23 protein-coding genes and 1 tRNA gene are annotated in these 16,786 nt (G+C 44.0%); 19 read left to right on the forward strand and 5 right to left on the reverse strand.

Going from position 1 to position 16,786, the window contains the following annotated elements:
• Positions 1-9: 9 nt before the first annotated feature.
• From galK to OV592_RS08435, 7 genes are all read left to right on the forward strand, one after another.
• A complete protein-coding gene (gene galK, locus OV592_RS08405; protein WP_406611079.1) occupies positions 10-1,173 on the forward strand; it encodes a galactokinase in 1,164 nt (387 codons plus the stop codon).
• A gap of 1,255 nt (positions 1,174-2,428) precedes the next feature.
• Positions 2,429-2,824 carry a hypothetical protein gene (locus OV592_RS08410; protein WP_406611080.1) on the forward strand — a complete coding sequence of 132 codons (396 nt, stop codon included), beginning with the start codon at positions 2,429-2,431 and terminating at the stop codon, positions 2,822-2,824.
• Position 2,825: 1 nt separating this feature from the next.
• Positions 2,826-3,200, forward strand: coding sequence for a hypothetical protein (locus OV592_RS08415; protein WP_406611081.1), 375 nt, complete (start codon positions 2,826-2,828; stop codon positions 3,198-3,200).
• On the forward strand, positions 3,200-3,355 hold the full coding sequence (locus OV592_RS08420; protein WP_338625585.1) for a hypothetical protein: 156 nt from the start codon (positions 3,200-3,202) through the stop codon (positions 3,353-3,355). Before OV592_RS08415 ends, OV592_RS08420 begins: the two co-directional genes overlap by 1 nt.
• Before the next feature lie 25 nt (positions 3,356-3,380).
• A complete protein-coding gene (locus OV592_RS08425) occupies positions 3,381-3,560 on the forward strand; it encodes a hypothetical protein (protein ID WP_406611082.1) in 180 nt (59 codons plus the stop codon).
• A gap of 20 nt (positions 3,561-3,580) precedes the next feature.
• Positions 3,581-3,868, forward strand: coding sequence for a hypothetical protein (locus OV592_RS08430; RefSeq protein WP_338625589.1), 288 nt, complete (start codon positions 3,581-3,583; stop codon positions 3,866-3,868).
• An 87-nt stretch (positions 3,869-3,955) separates the two neighbouring features.
• Positions 3,956-4,210 (forward strand): Arm DNA-binding domain-containing protein, encoded by a 255-nt coding sequence (locus OV592_RS08435; protein WP_338625591.1) that lies wholly within the window; start codon positions 3,956-3,958, stop codon positions 4,208-4,210.
• Positions 4,211-4,442: 232 nt separating this feature from the next.
• On the opposite strand, the gene OV592_RS08440 is transcribed toward OV592_RS08435, so the two are convergent.
• Positions 4,443-4,518: transfer RNA gene (locus OV592_RS08440), tRNA-Arg, on the reverse strand.
• 75 nt (positions 4,519-4,593) lie between these two features.
• Positions 4,594-5,736 carry a flagellar assembly protein T N-terminal domain-containing protein gene (locus OV592_RS08445; RefSeq protein WP_406611083.1) on the reverse strand — a complete coding sequence of 381 codons (1,143 nt, stop codon included), beginning with the start codon at positions 5,734-5,736 and terminating at the stop codon, positions 4,594-4,596.
• 108 nt (positions 5,737-5,844) lie between these two features.
• On the opposite strand from OV592_RS08445, the gene OV592_RS08450 reads away from it, so the two are divergent.
• The 3 genes from OV592_RS08450 to OV592_RS08460 are packed head-to-tail and all read left to right on the forward strand — an operon-like array spanning position 5,845 to position 7,691.
• Complete coding sequence (locus tag OV592_RS08450) at positions 5,845-6,429, forward strand: FlgO family outer membrane protein (protein ID WP_152781209.1); 585 nt, start codon at positions 5,845-5,847, stop codon at positions 6,427-6,429.
• Positions 6,410-6,886, forward strand: a complete 477-nt coding sequence (locus tag OV592_RS08455) for an LPP20 family lipoprotein (protein ID WP_016402486.1) — start codon at positions 6,410-6,412, stop codon at positions 6,884-6,886. Before OV592_RS08450 ends, OV592_RS08455 begins: the two co-directional genes overlap by 20 nt.
• A 58-nt stretch (positions 6,887-6,944) precedes the next feature.
• On the forward strand, positions 6,945-7,691 hold the full coding sequence (locus OV592_RS08460) for a FlgO family outer membrane protein (RefSeq protein WP_016402485.1): 747 nt from the start codon (positions 6,945-6,947) through the stop codon (positions 7,689-7,691).
• A 200-nt stretch (positions 7,692-7,891) separates the two neighbouring features.
• Here OV592_RS08460 and flgN read toward each other — a convergent pair whose 3' ends face one another.
• The 3 genes from flgN to flgA all read right to left on the reverse strand — a co-directional run bounded on the left by flgN (position 7,892) and on the right by flgA (position 9,400).
• On the reverse strand, positions 7,892-8,311 hold the full coding sequence (gene flgN / locus OV592_RS08465) for a flagellar export chaperone FlgN (RefSeq protein ID WP_016402484.1): 420 nt from the start codon (positions 8,309-8,311) through the stop codon (positions 7,892-7,894).
• 7 nt (positions 8,312-8,318) lie between these two features.
• On the reverse strand, positions 8,319-8,642 hold the full coding sequence (gene flgM, locus OV592_RS08470) for a flagellar biosynthesis anti-sigma factor FlgM (RefSeq protein ID WP_016402483.1): 324 nt from the start codon (positions 8,640-8,642) through the stop codon (positions 8,319-8,321).
• A gap of 77 nt (positions 8,643-8,719) precedes the next feature.
• Positions 8,720-9,400 (reverse strand): flagellar basal body P-ring formation chaperone FlgA, encoded by a 681-nt coding sequence (gene flgA / locus OV592_RS08475; protein ID WP_152781205.1) that lies wholly within the window; start codon positions 9,398-9,400, stop codon positions 8,720-8,722.
• Between the two features lie 168 nt (positions 9,401-9,568).
• Here flgA and OV592_RS08480 point away from each other — a divergent pair, with 168 nt between their 5' ends.
• The 9 genes from OV592_RS08480 (at position 9,569) to flgH (ending at position 16,777) form a co-directional block, all read left to right on the forward strand.
• The gene (locus OV592_RS08480; protein ID WP_016402481.1) at positions 9,569-10,480 is read left to right on the forward strand and encodes a chemotaxis protein CheV; all 912 of its coding nucleotides are present in this window, start codon (positions 9,569-9,571) and stop codon (positions 10,478-10,480) included.
• Positions 10,481-10,492: 12 nt separating this feature from the next.
• Positions 10,493-11,317 (forward strand): protein-glutamate O-methyltransferase CheR, encoded by an 825-nt coding sequence (locus tag OV592_RS08485; RefSeq protein ID WP_016402480.1) that lies wholly within the window; start codon positions 10,493-10,495, stop codon positions 11,315-11,317.
• A gap of 183 nt (positions 11,318-11,500) precedes the next feature.
• On the forward strand, positions 11,501-11,899 hold the full coding sequence (gene flgB, locus OV592_RS08490) for a flagellar basal body rod protein FlgB (RefSeq protein WP_152781203.1): 399 nt from the start codon (positions 11,501-11,503) through the stop codon (positions 11,897-11,899).
• Positions 11,899-12,318: a flagellar basal body rod protein FlgC gene (flgC, locus tag OV592_RS08495; RefSeq protein WP_016402477.1), complete on the forward strand. Its 420-nt coding sequence runs from the start codon at positions 11,899-11,901 to the stop codon at positions 12,316-12,318. Before flgB ends, flgC begins: the two co-directional genes overlap by 1 nt.
• Before the next feature lie 10 nt (positions 12,319-12,328).
• The gene (locus OV592_RS08500; protein ID WP_016402476.1) at positions 12,329-13,000 is read left to right on the forward strand and encodes a flagellar hook assembly protein FlgD; all 672 of its coding nucleotides are present in this window, start codon (positions 12,329-12,331) and stop codon (positions 12,998-13,000) included.
• A gap of 32 nt (positions 13,001-13,032) precedes the next feature.
• Positions 13,033-14,370 carry a flagellar hook protein FlgE gene (gene flgE / locus OV592_RS08505; RefSeq protein ID WP_406611084.1) on the forward strand — a complete coding sequence of 446 codons (1,338 nt, stop codon included), beginning with the start codon at positions 13,033-13,035 and terminating at the stop codon, positions 14,368-14,370.
• A gap of 154 nt (positions 14,371-14,524) precedes the next feature.
• The gene (flgF, locus tag OV592_RS08510; protein WP_016402474.1) at positions 14,525-15,271 is read left to right on the forward strand and encodes a flagellar basal-body rod protein FlgF; all 747 of its coding nucleotides are present in this window, start codon (positions 14,525-14,527) and stop codon (positions 15,269-15,271) included.
• A gap of 16 nt (positions 15,272-15,287) precedes the next feature.
• Positions 15,288-16,076, forward strand: a complete 789-nt coding sequence (gene flgG / locus OV592_RS08515; protein ID WP_016402473.1) for a flagellar basal-body rod protein FlgG — start codon at positions 15,288-15,290, stop codon at positions 16,074-16,076.
• Between the two features lie 26 nt (positions 16,077-16,102).
• On the forward strand, positions 16,103-16,777 hold the full coding sequence (flgH, locus tag OV592_RS08520) for a flagellar basal body L-ring protein FlgH (RefSeq protein ID WP_406611085.1): 675 nt from the start codon (positions 16,103-16,105) through the stop codon (positions 16,775-16,777).
• Positions 16,778-16,786: the final 9 nt, after the last annotated feature.

Here is a 16,786-nt window from a genome sequence, read left to right on the forward strand (position 1 = left end):
GAGCCGATAATGACAGATCGCCAACAACAACTCATTGATAAGGTTGCTAGTGCCTTTACTGAAATGACCGGGCAAGCACCTGCAAAGCTGATACAAGCACCTGGGCGGGTAAACCTCATCGGTGAACATACCGATTATAACGATGGTTTTGTATTACCTTGCGCTATTGATTACCAAGCAGTAGTGGCTGCGTCTCCACGTACAGACAGTATTGTGCGGGTGGTATCAGTAGATTACGGCAATCAAGTTAACGAGTTTGATATAAGCCAACCTTTAGAATTTGACCAAGACCTAATGTGGGTTAACTACATTCGTGGAGTTATTTCAGTATTGCTGAACAAAGGTTTCACTTTTTCAGGTGCTGATATTGCGGTGAGTGGTAATGTGCCACAAGGTGCAGGCTTAAGTTCTTCGGCCGCGTTAGAAGTGGTTATTGGCCAAACGTTTAAAACGCTATATGAACTGAATGTGTCGCAACAGCAACTTGCCTTAATTGGACAAGAAGCTGAAAACAACTTTGTTGGTTGTAACTGCGGCATTATGGACCAACTTATTTCAGCCGAAGGTGAAGCAAACCACGCCTTGCTTATCGATTGTCGTTCATTAGAAACCAAAGCGGTTGCTATGCCAGAAGAGATGGCGGTTGTTATTATTAATAGCAACAAAAAACGTGGCTTGGTAGATAGTGAATACAATACTCGTCGTGAGCAATGTGAAGCTGCTGCTAAAGGTTTAGGGGTAAGTTCTTTACGTGATGTTAGTGAAGCGATGTTTGCAGAGAACTCGGCGAGTCTCGATCCTATAGTGGCGAAACGTGCGCGTCATGTAATTACTGAAAATGCCCGTACATTGGCTGCTTCGGAAGCGTTAAAAGCCAACGATATGGCGAAGCTGAGTGTGCTGATGGAACAGTCTCATGCTTCTATGCGTGACGATTTTGAAATCACCGTGCCGGAAGTAGACGGTCTTGTTGACATTGTTAAGCAAGTGATTGGCGCAGAAGGCGGCGTTCGTATGACCGGCGGTGGTTTTGGTGGTTGTATTGTGGCCTTGATGCCACCTGCTTTAGTGGATGATGTGTGCCAAGCGGTTGAGCAGAAATACCAGGCATTAACAGGGCTAAAAGAAAGCATTTATGTGTGTAAGGCAATGCCTGGAGCTGGTGCTATTTAACCTCTAAGTGTTCATGCAAAAGCCTCGACTTGTGCGAGGCTTTTTTGTTTCCTGGAAGTGAAAAGGTGGGCAAGGTAATAATCAGCGGGTGAGTCGATAGTAGGTTAGGTATAACGACTCAGGCTAGGTGGTTGATATCATTGCATTATGTGATTCACCTAGCGTATATGAACTATGCATAGTTGAGCAAAGGGCTGCGTGGTAATATCTGTGTTGTCAGAAGGATAGTCTGATGAAAATAGCTAGATAGGAAGTCGCCCAAGGGCGGCTTTTTTGTGTCCAAAAGAAAATTGTAACTAGCAGCCAACAGGGAAAGAACTACGGTAACAGTTTTAAATTATTTTATGTGGGTGACTTTAGCGTCAAATTAGTGAAATGCATTGCTAACAAGTGTGCGGCTATCTAAGTATTTGCCCGTTACGAATAGCTTGTAAGACGCTGTAATTAACTTGGTGAGCTAGTTTCACTTTCAAGGCACGAATAATGTAGATTGACGAGGTAAGAACATGAAGGGTGTAAGTTTTCACAAACGAGATGCACTATGGATGGCTCATATAATTGTCGAAGGGAAATGCAAGCATTTAGGGTGTTTTAAGAAACAGGAAGAGGCTATCGCCGCCCGCAAAGCTGCGGAAAGTGAGTGCGAAGCAGGCTGCGTAGCGATATCGTTAGAAAAAAGCCAAGTGTGCTGTAAATCAATTATGTCGCACTAAGGTGTAATGTACATAAATGAGGGTTAGAGCATACTTTGTTACGCAGATACTGGCGTCCCCTACAGGATGGAGAAGATAGGCCGTCGACACCGCGTCGACTTAAGCGGCTAGGGGCGTAGTGCACCGTAGGACGCCATACCAAGCCGTCGACACTGGCTCTAGCCTAGCTCATTAGAGACCTATCTAGCGTACTACGCCGACCGATGAGGGGAACACGTAGTGCGGCTTGACCTGAGCATCATCCAACTATTACCAGACATCTACTCTCTTTATACACCACATATCCTCTCCCTTGGGTTCTGGTATCAATATGAGTTATACGATTGTCGAATATCTGATATGCGTCTGTTATGCGAATTTCGGATAGCGACGATACCAAAAATAATTCAAAATATCGTATGACAATTTCATCATGCTGGCGTCCCTAGATGATGCAATGATACTTGTGGCGTCCCCATGAGGCGTGGTCTACTAGAAAGTTAGGCAGGTCTAGGGCATTGAATTACAAGGAGTTTAATGAAAACCAAAAAGAGAAGAATAACATGCTAGACAAAATTCTGGGTTCTGTAGCTAATACGTTTGATAGAAACTTCATGACCAAGAGAGCAATCGTGAATCACGCAACGTTCATCGGAATGATGCACCGCGAAGAAGCTCAAAGATGGTTAGCAATGCTGAGCTATGAATCACTAAGAGCCGTGAATCTGGCAACCTCCAACATCAATGAGGGCAAAGGCGCAATAAGCCTACAGCTGGCTCTCGCAACCCAAAAGAAAATAGCTCGTGATGTGGGTAACTGGGATGCCTACTCATTCTTCGATCAGATGATGGGGATTAACGAGAAATCGCTGGACGCAATATCCGAGCCTGCTTGGATTCAAATAGAAGCCAACCTTCGCATACATGACCTCGATTCAATTTTCGAAATGGGAGCATAACATGAGATTACTAAAGAAATTGTTTGGCAAAACACGCAATATCGACCAGCTAAAAGCATTCACCGAAGCGAACATGATTATCCTTGGTTTTGAAAACGCTGATAGTCGTAAAATGACGCTTAATACTGTGACCGATAAAATGTGGCAACAGCTACATGCGGCTACTAAAGGCGCATCAGATGCACTTGCTGGTAGCTATTCTACTCTCTGGGTTCTGCAATACGCCAAGAAGATTGCAGACGAAGACGGTATCGAACCTTTCTCAATCGTATTCCACGAATTACTCCTAGGCAACAAAGCCACGCTAGAGAGATTTCCCCGCGCTGAATTAATCGAAGTTGACCGTAAATTCAAAAGCATCACAGGGGCTGCATAATGAAAAATAAACTAATCAAAGCCTTAGGATTGATCGCCGTATTTGCAGCTCCGTGGCTATTCACCAAGCATCAGTTAGGTGCAGCAGCGTTAGCGGTAGTGGTAACAGCATTTATCACGCAGGCGGTAATTAAACGTAAAGCCAAAGAAGCTTAATCGATGAAATCAACTGGAGCATAGCATGGACCCAACCCAAAAAATGATTCAAGACGCTATTGCAAGGCGTGATGTGAATAAGCCGAAAGCATTCGTACCTTTCCATGTTAATAAAAATTGCAAACGCTGCGGCGGAACAAACTTCGTACCTGAATATCGCGGTTACAAGGGCGGTGTGTGCTTCCTTTGCAACCCAGACGCATAACAACACCAAGAGCTCAATCGATGGAAACTAGCACAAGCAAAGCAATTTATGACGAAATTGTCTACGGAAACAAGGACAAAGCCAAGAGCAAAATTACGTTGTTGATACTGAATGACGGCGATGGGGATGGTGAGGCAGCTAATGAGCTATATCAAATGACCCAAATTAGCGGCACAACATATACGTGTCCTTGGGTTGCTCTGGAAAATGAGTTTAGCGCCAAATATTTCGAAATCAATGCGACTCAAACGAAGATATTAATGAAAAGCATATGCCTAGCATATAACGCACTGTGCGAGAGTTGCTAACGCACAGCTACATATGTGTCGACGTCGAGACCACCGACCGAGAGGCAGCAATTAGCTGCCTTTTTTGTTCGAGAGGAGCTAGTAATAATGACTGAATCAGATATTGCAAAATTAGAACCTAAGAAATCGCCGTATATGCTAGCCGACAACGGGCGCGGTTCAGTTAAGGGTTTATTTGTTCGTATCACGCCAGCAGACACCAAATCATTCATATTTAAGTACAACACTGGCAAGCACAAGCAAACACCGTCGCGGTTAAAGCCTTACTACAAGTCGGAAACTATCGGCAAGTTCGGTACTGTGTCGCTCGAAGCTGCGCGCAAGGCCGCTCGCTCCATGTGAGATGAACTTCTTGGATTGGGGGCGGATAAGTTTGAAGCCAAAACCAAGGAAGCAACCGTAGACGACGCTGTGAAGGCATTGAGCGAATCCGAATCTGCAAAGTCGCTGGGGGCGCTCAACAAAAAGATTACCTATCTAAAAGCGGCATTCGCGTTTGCGGTTCCTAGCTAGAGCACGATTCGAACCACTACGATTTTCGATACCGTCCGACGCGCTGATTCGCGGCAGATACTGGCGTCCCCTACAGGATTCGAACCTGTGTCTAAGACTTAGGAGGTCCTTGTTCTATCCAGCTGAACTAAGGGGACACTAAAGTAAGGCGCACACCTAGTTTAGTGTGCGGGTACATTATACTCAGCTTTAACTTTATGAAAAGCAAAGCCTTACTGTTTGCTTACTAAGTCACCAAGTTGAATATTTGCCGTCATGCTTGGGTCAACCGCTACCACGATTGCACTCTCTTGATACACTTGCTCAATTCTTACCATGCTGTCAGCCATTATTTGCTCTTGGCGTGGAATGTCCCAGTTTCCCCAGTGATAGTTTTGATGAATCAAGTTTAACAACATGCCGCGGTTAAGCTGATTTGCTTTCCCTAGGTTTATTTGCCAGCGGTCTGGCCCAAGTACTTTTACCACGCTGCCTTGTAAGGGTTGGCAAGCCAGTAGAGCATCTACTTCGGTAACCACTTGTTGCAAGGTCGCGTTTACCGTTTCTCCATAGGCTGATAACCAAAACTCGGCAGAGTGGGGGGATATCACTTCTCTGGCGTCAAACTCCCATGGCGCGTTTACTGAAAAGCGCTTGTTGTATATTTCTTCTAAATCAATGGCGTTGTATACCCTGGCATTCACCACAAAGTAACGTTGCGGATAACTAAGGTTAATAAATTTAGGCTTGTGCACTTTGTCTAGAGAAATGTTCTCGATTTCTAAGCCAAGCAAATATTGTGCGCCATAACGATCGGCAACATCTTTAATGCCCTTGTAGTTATGTTCTCCTGGCTTGTAATAATTTAAAGGTAACTTTGGTGGGGGCTTTACGTTGAACTGATTACCCACCTGGCGAGCAATGTCGTAGGTGCGTTGTTCAACTGCTGGTGATAGCTCTTGGAGTTGGCCCACACGCGCTTGATGTTGCTGCTTTAAGAAGGGAGGGAGCAGCAACATGTTTTTGCTATAACCACTGGCTTTACATTGGCTGGTAGCAGGGAATACGTCGGCTTGTAAAATTATATAGTATTGTTGGCCGTGATTACCTTCGTCTAATACGGTTAGGTTATGCAAGGAGCCTTTAGAAACCACTTCAATTTGATCAAGCGTGAGTTGCCCGCCAGAGACTTTGCTAATGCTGGTAACAGACGCTCCCGAATACAACAGAAGCTGCTTAACCGCATCTTGGGTGGCTAAGCTTTTGGCTTGTTCAAAGTCGTTGTTTACGATGGTGGCTTGGCCCTTAGCCTCGTACCATATTGCCTGTGTCGACATGCTAATAAGCATCCCAACTAAAAGAATTATCTGTTTCATAAGGCCCTCCTATGTTTCGGAGTAAGCAATAACTATACCCAAAATAAAACGCTATTTTTTTGACTGGAACGGTTATTGCTTGGAACAAGGAAGTCGGAGGAGATTGATATGCGATATACGACACTATTTATTTTGCTGGTAACGCTACAAGGATGCAATACCAGTTTACATCATGTTTCTAATTATCCTTATGTGGAGCCGCGAGAGCAGCAAGATGCTGCTTTGTATGTGCATGTCGACAACCTGTCTCAACAGTTAACTGATGACGTGGATTTAACCGAGACTGACTCTGTGGCCATAAGTACGGTGGTGGATTTAGACAACTTGCAATCGAGCGATGGATTTGGGCGGCAAGTGGCAGAGGCAATGTTTGCCGCTTTATCGCGTGAAGGCGTCAATATGGTAGAGCCACGCCTTACTGGACGTTTGCAAATGGACCCTGGGTTCGGCGAATTTTCGTTATCGAGAGATGCAGATTTACTGAGAACTGAAATGGAAATTACCTATGTGGTGGTTGGCAGTTTTCAGCGAACAACTTCCGGTAGGCATGTGAATCTTCGTTTAGTTGAGCTATCTAGCCAAGCGGTTGTGTCGGCTGCTTATCAATTTATCCCCAATATGGCGGGGGCAACTTCACCGCGTGTGACTAGTGTAAATGGGAGCTTGCAGCGTCATGAACAATCTGTACTTTAGATCGTGGTTTATTAGTTTAGCGGTTTTGTTGTTGCTAGCTTGTACGCCAACAACCCAAGTTAAACAAGTTGAATGGACTTATGAGCCGCCGGGTGACTTTACCGTGGTTAATGCCGTTGGCTATGCGCCTATTAGTCAGCAACGTGGCGCAGACATGAGCGCTAAACAATTACGCGCAATGAAAGCCTCCAAGTTAGATGCTTATCGAGAGCTTTCTGAGCAAGTGTATGGCCAACATATCGATAGTACCGCAACTGTCAGCGATATGGTGCTTGGTAACGAGCGTTTAGCTGCCTCGGTTGCCGGGGTAATTCGTGGTGCTAAGGTGATTAATGCCTACGCGGTTGACGATGTATATGTTACTGAGTTGCAACTTGATTTCAGAGAGGTGTACCGCGTTACTATGTCAATGGCACCAACTCGCCATCTTGAGAGTCAAAAAACCGTTCATTTTTAGTAAAGATTTTACCTTTCTGGCCGATACTTAAAGCGTAATAGACGATTAAGGAAGCGACATGAAAGGTATATCTTTAGTAGCCTTGGCTACTTCAATGCTGGTGGGGTGCTCGAGTTCCCCATCAATGCAAAAAGTGGTGGTGTATGATGGCTCAAAGCATCACGCCGCACATACTCACAATGCTCACTACATGGAAGGTGTTGTAGATGAGAACGGCCAGTTGTTTTTAAGTGGAATGCAAAGCCGTTCGCTTAACCCTGCCAGCCCAGATATGAGTGACCCTGATGTTCAGCACTCACTGACCGATTATGTAAATCTAATGTCGCAACGCCTAGTCTCAAGCTCTCACTATGTGAATGCCGATACGCCTATTGGCGTGGCTTCGTTTGTTCCTTTAGATAACCTTCGCACCACTGATTTATTTGGCATGCAGCTAGCCGAAAGCTTTGTTTACGAAATGCAACAAAGTGGCTTTTCGGTAATTGATTATAAAACCACTGGTTTTATTCGCATTACCCCAGAAGGGGACTTTGTATATAGCCGCAACGTAAAAGAGTTATCTAAGCGTTTACCCATTGAATACTTGCTCGTAGGTACTTTTAGCAAATCAAATAAAGGTATTTTGGTTAACGCTCGGATCGTTGGCGCTCAATCAAAAGTCGTGGTTGCTTCTGCTCAAGAGCTTATTCCGAATGAGGTGTATCAAAGCAAAGTACCTGCGCCAGTTAAGCGAGATGGGGTAATGATTATCGAGTCGCGTAAGCAGGCCAGTAAAACTAAGATGCCGATGGGGGAGCGTGGTTAGTTAATTTCGTCTATTACTGTTATACGCAAAACCCTAGCCTTGGCTGGGGTTTTGTTGTTTTTGAATATGTAACTACTACAAGCAACATTTTTTCCATTAACAACAGTAGAGCATTCAGAAGTTCAAATTCAATTAGCTAAGGTGAACAGCTTAATGCCCAGTTAATTTGGATTATGTAGTTTCTGGAAGCGAGGGGTAACTTAAGCTTTAAAGCCTTTACCCATTCGTTGTGAACTGTGCTTTTTACCTAGTTTGTCATAGGTAGACGCATTTTGGTTTTGCAGTTGGTCAATTACGGCACTTAGCTGTTTGACTTTTTCATTGCTGGCTTTAATTATTTCGCCATTTAGCTGATTGCGTTCTTGGCATTGGGCCAGCAAACTTTTGATGGTATCTACTTGTTGAACAAATTGAGGATCTGAATTCAGCTGTTCTTTATTAGAAGACGCTGCGATCTCTTCATCGGCACTCGCTATTAGCGCCAGTGCTTGTTCTTTTTGCTCAGCAACAGCATAAAGAGCAATAGTATCGTCTTGTTCAAGAGCAACTTTTTCTTGCTCCAAAAGAGAAAGCAGCAAGGTGAGTTGCTGCTCTTGAGTATTCAGTAGTGGGGCGATCATAGGCTAATTATCCAAGCGCTTTATTAAACTCACTTTCAAAGTCACCCATTTTCTGTGCAACTTTATTGGCATCTACTTGATAAGTACCATCGGCCACCGCTTGCTTGATTGATTCGAGCTTCGAGCTTCTGCTATCTGAATCACTGAGCAAATTCTGCTGAATACGGTTTAGTTGTTGTGCTTCGTTTGTAAGCATAACTGAATCCTGGGCTGCAGCAGAACCAGCGGTTGAACGTTGTTCAGCGCTTTCTTTTGTGCCTTTGTCAGCAACTCGATTTGAGTCTAGTTGACTAGGACGGTTTCCACCTAAGTTGTTAATATTTAAAGCCATAATGGCGCCCCACAGTTAATCAATTTTTCGTATTCAATAAAGCTATCGGCTTGCTTTGGTAAAACTTTAGAAAAAAATTAAAGTTTTACCTCAACTATTCCAATCGCTTTTACTCGGCCGGTGACCAGACGCTGAGACTGATTATTTCTAACCCGAATGGTATCACCGATAGTGCCACTAGACAAAGCGGTACCTTGGGTTGTTACATTCAGCCCACCTGCATTGGCGGAGATGGTAACAGCATCACCTTTGCAAACTATGCAAATATCGCGCCCAGTTATAATTTGGTCTTTACGCATTGCTCGTCTAAGTTTAGCACCAACTAACAGCTCTAGCTCTGTGAAGTAACTGCCGCGTAAGCGATTCTCGGGTAAAAAATTAGTGGTAAGTTGCGCGTTAGTTAAGGCGGCACCTTCCTGGATGGGAGAGGCTGCTACTACCACGGCAAGCAATACTTGTTTGCGTACTGGAATATAGAGGCGCCAGTTTGCGTGTTCATCACAAGTAACTAATACACTGGTGTTTCTACGTACCTCACCATTGGCTAAACTGTAACGATAAGGCGTCGAACAGTCAGGGATCGCGATTCGCTCATCTAATTGATTAGCGGTTAGCTCAATTTTTTGACTATTGTCGTGAGTTATCTGCGAATAAACAAAATCTACTGCTGCTTTTTCAAGCTGCGAGTGCAGCTCACTAGTGTGAGCAGTAAGACTAAAACAAAATAATACGAGTGAAGCAGCAATTTTTATCAACATTTCCGATATGATACCGATAAAGCAAAGTAACAATTGGCTTTTTTGTCTATGCTTAACAAGTCGATGTTAAGCCTCTTGGTGTCAAAAAAACGACAATTAAGTTAGATTAAGCGATAGTATACAGGGGTTAAGCAAGGTTGATGCCCCTTTCTAAGGAGTGATAAGTATATGGCGGGTATTTTAGATTCGGTAAACCAGCGTACGCAGCTAGTAGGACAGAATCGCTTAGAGTTGTTGTTATTCAGGTTAAATGGGTCTCAGCGCTATGGCATTAATGTATTTAAAGTAAAAGAAGTCTTACAGTGTCCGCCACTTACCGCGCTGCCTAAACTAAATCCTGTTATCCGAGGTGTGGCACATATTCGTGGCCAAACTATTTCGGTCATTGATTTAAGTTCAGCTACAGGCGGGCGCCCAATAGAAGATGTGACCAAGTGTTTCATCATCATTTCAGAGTACAACCGCTCAGTGCAGGGCTTTTTGGTAGGCTCGGTCGAGCGTATTGTAAATATGAATTGGGAAGACATTTTGCCGCCGCCCAAAGGTGCAGGTAAGTTCAACTACCTTACAGCGGTAACAGAGGTTGAAAAAGAGCTAGTTTCTATTTTAGACGTTGAAAAGATTCTCGATGAAATTTCTCCGGTTGATACCACTGTAAGTAAAGAGATTGTTGAAGAAGCAGCCGCAAACGTTCAAATAGACAAAAAAGTATTGGTGGTTGACGATTCTTCGGTGGCGCGAAATCAAGTTAAGCGCGCGGTAACCTCCTTAGGAGTAGAAGCCTTACTTTGCCAAGATGGACGAGAAGCTCTCGAGCTGTTAACCACTATGGCTAAAGATGGTCCGATTACTGATCAAATAGCGCTGGTGATTTCTGATATTGAAATGCCAGAAATGGATGGCTACACCTTAACCGCGGAAGTACGTTCTCATCCAGATTTAAAAGGTCTGCACATAATATTACACACCTCTCTAAGTGGTGTATTCAACCAAGCTATGGTAAATAAAGTTGGCGCTAACGCCTTTATTGCTAAATTTAATCCAGATGAATTAGCTGCCGCTGTTCGTCAATCTTTATAGAGTGTGGATGCATTGAGAACCATAACAGATGATGTGTATAAACAGTTTTGTGGCTTTCTAGAGAAGCAGTGCGGAATTGTATTAGGTGACAACAAGCAATACTTAGTAAAGAGCCGTTTATCGCCATTAATGGCTCAGTACTCTGTAGCAAGCCTTACCGAGCTAGTTCAAAAAGCCATGAGCCTACGTGAGCGTGATTTACGTGCGGCTGTGGTGGATGCCATGACCACTAATGAGACTCTGTGGTTTAGGGATACTTATCCTTTTCAGTTGCTCGGTGACAAACTCTTGCCGGAGTTCACAAAGTTATCTCGGCCAGTGAAGATTTGGTCAGCCGCAAGCTCCTCTGGCCAAGAGCCTTACTCTATTATGATGACCTCACTGGAGTACCAAGCTAAACGCCCAGGAACCTTACCCATGGGGGTGCAGGTAGTGGGAACTGATATTTCACCGTCAATGCTCGAGCATTGTAAGCGTGGTGAGTATGACACTTTAGCCTTGGCGCGTGGTTTATCGCCAGAGCGTAAGCGTCAGTTTTTTGAAGCGACTACCGACGGCAGATTTAGAGTTAATGATAAAGTCCGGAAAAATGTAAGCTTCAGACCACTTAATCTCTTAGATAGTTACGCTTTAATGGGTAAATTCGATATCATTTTTTGTCGTAATGTTTTGATTTACTTTAACGCTGATGTGAAATCGAAGATCCTTAATCAGTTTGCTCAAGCATTAAACCCTAATGGTTATTTAATGTTGGGAGCCTCAGAGTCTATTACCGGCTTGACCGATCGTTTTAATATGTTGCGTTGCCATCCCGGCATTGTTTATCAACTAAAATAAGCTAAACCCGAAGCGGCAGTAAATGGCAATAGTTGCCGCTTTACTTGCCGCTAGCATCACCCTGCCACTGTTATCTAGCATACCAATACAACTAAGTTCCTTAGTTAGCTGAACAAAAAGCGTCAAAAAAACTCTGGCACAGCTCTTGCTAAATATTCTTCGTAGAAGTGTAACGAGGTGTATATGGCAATAACATTTGATAAAGCATTAGGCGTTCATCAGCATACTGTAGGTGTAAGAGCCCGCCGTTCTGAGGTAATTGCAAGTAACATTGCTAATGCTGATACACCTAACTATAAAGCACGAGATATAGATTTTAATAAAGCATTTGCTGCCGCTAAAAGTAAGCAGGGGGGTGGAATGCACATCACTAATGAGCGCCACATCAGCGGCGGTAACAGCCAGTTTGCCGAACTAGGTTTTCAAGTGCCAGATCAACCAGACACCGGTGACGGTAATACCGTTGATGTACAAAAAGAGAAAGCTGCATTTATGCAAAATGGCCTGGAATATCAAGCAGGTATTAACTTTCTTTCAAGCAAGTTTAGTGGCTTACGTAATGCAATTAAGGGAGGTCAATAATGAGCTTTTTTAATGTTTTTGATATTTCAGCTTCGGCCATGAAAGCGCAGTCGGTACGTTTAAATACCACTGCCAGTAACCTAGCCAATGCCGACAGTATTAGTTCAAGTATCGATCAAACGTATCGAGCAAGAAAACCAGTGTTTGAGGCTGAGTTAAATAAAGCATCTCAAGCACAAGTTGAATCTGCACAAGTTAAAGTAGCGGGCATAGTTGAATCAGATGCTCCGTTACGTAAAGAGTATTACCCAGAACACCCTATGGCTAATGAAGAAGGGTATATCTTCAAGCCAAACGTCAACGTTATTGAAGAAATGGCCGACATGATGAGTGCTTCTCGCTCCTATCAGGCCAATGTTCAAGTAACTGAAGCTGCGAAGCAAATGCTAAATAGCACGCTCAATCTGGGTAAAAGTTAAGGAGTAGCCAGTGTCTACTATTGATCCGTTACAAAATAATTATTGGCAACCAGAGTCGGTTGTTCCAGAGAGCAATAATAATCAGTCACTAGGGCAAGAGGATTTCTTCTCACTGCTTACTACTCAGTTGCAGTATCAAGATCCCAGTAAACCTGTTGATAACGCCGAGATGATTGCGCAAATGGCGAGCTTTCAGACTTCCGAGGGGATTGCTGAGCTTGGTACTAAGTTTGACACCATGAACTCGATCATGAATTCATCGGCTGCCTTGCAGGCGTCAACTTTAGTGGGCCAGAAAGTGTTAGTCCCGCTAGATTACGGACATAACGGTGGTACTGGTTTTGACGGTGTAGCGGTAACTGGTGCAGCAACAACCAATGTAAAAGTTTCGGTCGAGAACGCGGCGGGTGAAGTCGTCAAAGTTATCGACTTAGGTGAGGGAAGCGGCAACATGCCATTCTCTTGGGACGGCACCGATTCCAATGGGAATCCAATGCCAGAAGGTAAGTACAACATTAAAGTTAATGGTGTTCAGGGCGGTAAAGAGATCAGTTTACCCACCGCAACATATGCAAGCGTAGGTAGCGTGAGCTTAGCGGGTGGCACATCTGGCGTAGTCGTCAATTTAGAAGGCTTAGGTGGCATTGCAATGAGCGATGTTCTCGAAGTAGCCAAGGCCTAACAAAGAATAGTAAAACGATAGGAGATTGAGAGATGTCATTTAATATCGCTCTAAGCGGCATCAATGCCTCGCAAAAGGATCTTGACGTAACGGCGAACAATATTGCTAACGTCAACACCATTGGTTTTAAAGAGTCGCGTGCTGAGTTTGCCGATGTGTATGCAACATCGATTTTCTCAAATGCTCGTACCGCAGTAGGTAATGGTGTTAAAACTGTAGATGTAGCTCAGCAATTCCACCAAGGTAGTCTTAACTTTACCCAAAACGCTTTAGATATGGCGATTAGTGGCGAAGGCTTCTTTGTTACCGCATCAGACTTAACCACTCAAACACGAGAGTTTACTCGTGCGGGTGCGTTTAAGTTAAACGCTGATAACTTTATTGTTAACTCGCAAGGTCAATACCTACAAGGTTATACCGTGAACAACAGCGGCACGCCTTCAGCGGTGAGTATGGCTGCAACCAGCGCAATTCAAATTAGTGCTGAAGTAGGTAACCCTACCATGACTAGCCAAGTTGATATGAGTTTTAACTTGCCGTCGAGCGGTACTACTCATGATATAGGCGATTTCGACCCAACCGACAGCAATACCTACACGTCTGCCACGTCGGTGACGGTGTATGATTCGCAAGGTGGCTCTCATGTCGCTGAGACCTTCTTTATTAAAGATGACACCACGGCAAATACTTGGCACAAGTTGATATACATTGACGGCCAACCAGTAGATGTAGCTGGTGGTACTGCTAATACCCCTAATGCTGGTAACGCTAACCCCACCATTCCAGCATCTGCAACCTTAACTTTTGATAATACTGGTGCCTTAGCGTCAACTGCTCCTGCTATTATTGAAACCGTTGCTTTGGGAACGGCTCCACCAAACGGCCCTGGTGGCGTATGGGACCCAGTAACGGGTTCTGTAGATCCAACGCAAACTATTACCTTTAACTTAAATGGCCCAACTCAGTATAACTCAGCCTTTGAAGTATCTAGTTTGTCGCAAGATGGTTCTACCGTTGGTAAATTGACAGGTATTGATATTGGCCCAGATGGTTTGGTTGTTGCCTCATACAGTAATGGTCAAACAACCAATATTGCTAAAGTATCGGTCGCTAAATTTGCTAATAACCAAGGTTTAGCGCAAATCGGTGATACTTCATGGCAGCAAACCCAGTTAAGTGGTGAAGCGATTGCCGGTGAAGGTAACTCGGGCACATTTGGTAAAATCAACTCTGCTTCTTTAGAGCAAGCTAACGTTAACTTAACGGAGCAGTTGGTTAATTTGATTAGTGCTCAGCGTAACTTCCAGGCTAACTCTCGTGCTTTAGAAGTTAACTCAACGCTACAGCAAACTATTATTCAGATACGTTAATAGCCAACTAGCATCTGATCAAAAAGGCAGCCTTGGCTGCCTTTTTATTTTATTGATTTAATTGCGTTTTTCCTTGTTGTTTCTCATTCTTTATCTTCTGGCATTCTAATTGCTTTGTTTCCTTTGAGTCAGCTAATTGACGTAGGAAATAGATATGGACCAACTACTTTATATATCGATGACCGGTGCAAAACAAAACATGCACTCGCTCGCGGTACGTGGTAACAACCTTGCAAATGCAAATACCACAGGCTTTAAAGCTGATTTAGAGAATGCACGCTCTATGCAGGCTTTCGGCCCAGGCATGCCATCTCGGGTATTTGCTATGACCGAGCGCCCAACTCAAAACTTTACCGATGGTCTGTTAAAAACCACTGGTAGGGATCTAGATGTGGCGATTAAAGGTGAAGGTTGGATTTCGGTCCAAGACAAGGATGGTAATGAAGCGTTGTCTCGAAATGGTAACTTTACCATTTCAGCAGCTGGTGTTTTACAAACCATGCAAGGGCAGCCCGTATTAGGTAATCAAGACGCGCCAATTATTATTCCCCTACCTGTTGAAAAGCTAGAAATTAACGAAGATGGCACCATTGAAATTAGGCCAGAAGGCGCACCTGCCGATGCCCTGGAAGAAGTTAACCGAATTAAGCTAAGCAATCCTTTTGCTGGCGAGTTAACTAAAGGCGATGACGGTTTATTTCGTGCCACTAATGGTCAACCTTATCAGCCCGATGCCACCGTTGAGTTGGTTAAGGGAGCGCTGGAGGGCAGTAACGTGAACCCAGTGCAAGAAATGACACATATGATCAGCATGCAACGTCAATTTGAAATGCAAATAAAAATGATGAAAACCGCTGAAGAAAACGAAAAAGCAACCAACAACTTGTTGCGATTAAGCTAGGTATAAGGAGCGTATTATGCATCCCGCATTATGGATCAGTAAAACTGGCTTAGATGCCCAACAAACCAACGTATCGGTTATTTCTAATAACTTAGCCAATGCCAGTACTGTCGGTTACAAGAAAAGTCGCGCTGTATTTGAAGACTTGCTTTACCAAACGATTAACCAACCGGGTGGTCGTTCGTCTCAGAACACGACAATGCCATCGGGCTTAATGATTGGTGCTGGTGCTAAAGTTATTGCCACTCAAAAAAACCATGATCAAGGTAATGTGCAAACTACCGATAACGCTTTTGATTTGATGATTGATGGGCGTGGTTTCTTCGAAATTTTGATGCCCGACGGTACAACAGCTTACACCCGTAATGGCCAATTTGGTCTTAATGATGAAGGCACAATTGTGACGCCTGGCTCTGGCTACCCCTTACAGCCAGAAATTCAAGTACCAGAAGATGCACAGAGCTTTACCGTAGGTGAAGACGGCGAGGTAAGTGTTCGCTTACCTGGGCAAACAGACAGCCAAGTTATTGGCCAAATCACCATTACAGATTTTGTTAATCCTTCTGGATTAGAGCCTCGTGGTCAAAACTTGTATTTAGAAACAGGTGCTAGTGGTGCTCCTCAAAATGGTATTGCATCGGAGAATGGTTTAGGCGCTATCCGCCAAGGTTCTTTAGAAACATCCAACGTGAATGTGACCGAGGAGCTGGTTAACTTAATTGAAGCGCAACGTGTTTACGAGATGAATTCAAAAGTGATTTCAACCGTAGACCAAATGTTGACCTTCGCAACGCAACAACTGTAATCAAAGTTTAGAGAGAGGGATTGCTCATGAATAAACTAATGGTAGTAGCAACCTGTATGGCGTTGGCTGGCTGTGCCAGCGTAAACACCGCCGTAGTGCCAGATGATCCTGAGTTTGCGCCGGTATATCCAGAAGATGTGGCCGTAGAAGCAAGAATTACTGGTTCACTATTCACCGAAAGTGGCTCTAATAATCTGTATTCAGATAAAAAAGCCCATCGAATTGGTGACATTATTGTGGTGACCCTAGCTGAGCGTACTCAGGCCAGCAAGTCAGCCAGTAACGAGCTGGCTAAAGACAAGAACTTAAATCTAAACCAAATCACAGTACCTGGTGGTGTAGCTACAATTAATGGTAATCCAATAGAACTTGGTTTAAGCCAAAGTAGCGATTTTACTGGTGAAGCCGACGCTGCTCAAAGTAACAGCTTAAATGGCAATATTTCGGTTAATGTTGTTCAAGTTTTGGCCAACGGTAATCTAATCATTAGCGGTGAAAAATGGCTAATGTTGAATAACGGCAATGAGTATATTCGCTTAACGGGCATTATACGCCCTGAAGATGTAGCACCAGATAACTCTATTACATCGTTACGCATTGCCAATGCACGCATTCAATACGGTGGTACCGGCGATTTTGCTAATACCACTAATCAGGGATGGTTATCTAAATTCTTTAATGGTCCTGTTTGGCCATTCTAAGCCCTGAGT

It is taken from the genome of Agarivorans sp. JK6 (assembly GCF_045277145.1).
Lineage (GTDB): Bacteria > Pseudomonadota > Gammaproteobacteria > Enterobacterales > Celerinatantimonadaceae > Agarivorans > Agarivorans albus.

Bases quoted from the DNA above. Each gene is read 5' to 3' on its own strand.
- flgG (WP_016402473.1), top strand. From the start codon at position 15,288: ATGCATCCCGCATTATGGATCAGTAAAACTGGCTTAGATGCCCAACAA.
- flgN (WP_016402484.1), bottom strand. From the start codon at position 8,311: ATGATCGCCCCACTACTGAATACTCAAGAGCAGCAACTCACCTTGCTG.
- flgA (WP_152781205.1), bottom strand. From the start codon at position 9,400: ATGTTGATAAAAATTGCTGCTTCACTCGTATTATTTTGTTTTAGTCTT.
- OV592_RS08460 (WP_016402485.1), top strand. From the start codon at position 6,945: ATGAAAGGTATATCTTTAGTAGCCTTGGCTACTTCAATGCTGGTGGGG.
- flgC (WP_016402477.1), top strand. From the start codon at position 11,899: ATGAGCTTTTTTAATGTTTTTGATATTTCAGCTTCGGCCATGAAAGCG.
- flgM (WP_016402483.1), bottom strand. From the start codon at position 8,642: ATGGCTTTAAATATTAACAACTTAGGTGGAAACCGTCCTAGTCAACTA.
- flgE (WP_406611084.1), top strand. From the start codon at position 13,033: ATGTCATTTAATATCGCTCTAAGCGGCATCAATGCCTCGCAAAAGGAT.
- flgB (WP_152781203.1), top strand. From the start codon at position 11,501: ATGGCAATAACATTTGATAAAGCATTAGGCGTTCATCAGCATACTGTA.
- OV592_RS08450 (WP_152781209.1), top strand. From the start codon at position 5,845: ATGCGATATACGACACTATTTATTTTGCTGGTAACGCTACAAGGATGC.
- OV592_RS08420 (WP_338625585.1), top strand. From the start codon at position 3,200: ATGAAAAATAAACTAATCAAAGCCTTAGGATTGATCGCCGTATTTGCA.
- galK (WP_406611079.1), top strand. From the start codon at position 10: ATGACAGATCGCCAACAACAACTCATTGATAAGGTTGCTAGTGCCTTT.
- flgH (WP_406611085.1), top strand. From the start codon at position 16,103: ATGAATAAACTAATGGTAGTAGCAACCTGTATGGCGTTGGCTGGCTGT.
- OV592_RS08425 (WP_406611082.1), top strand. From the start codon at position 3,381: ATGGACCCAACCCAAAAAATGATTCAAGACGCTATTGCAAGGCGTGAT.
- OV592_RS08480 (WP_016402481.1), top strand. From the start codon at position 9,569: ATGGCGGGTATTTTAGATTCGGTAAACCAGCGTACGCAGCTAGTAGGA.
- OV592_RS08435 (WP_338625591.1), top strand. From the start codon at position 3,956: ATGACTGAATCAGATATTGCAAAATTAGAACCTAAGAAATCGCCGTAT.
- OV592_RS08445 (WP_406611083.1), bottom strand. From the start codon at position 5,736: ATGAAACAGATAATTCTTTTAGTTGGGATGCTTATTAGCATGTCGACA.
- OV592_RS08455 (WP_016402486.1), top strand. From the start codon at position 6,410: ATGAACAATCTGTACTTTAGATCGTGGTTTATTAGTTTAGCGGTTTTG.
- flgF (WP_016402474.1), top strand. From the start codon at position 14,525: ATGGACCAACTACTTTATATATCGATGACCGGTGCAAAACAAAACATG.
- OV592_RS08410 (WP_406611080.1), top strand. From the start codon at position 2,429: ATGCTAGACAAAATTCTGGGTTCTGTAGCTAATACGTTTGATAGAAAC.
- OV592_RS08415 (WP_406611081.1), top strand. From the start codon at position 2,826: ATGAGATTACTAAAGAAATTGTTTGGCAAAACACGCAATATCGACCAG.
- OV592_RS08430 (WP_338625589.1), top strand. From the start codon at position 3,581: ATGGAAACTAGCACAAGCAAAGCAATTTATGACGAAATTGTCTACGGA.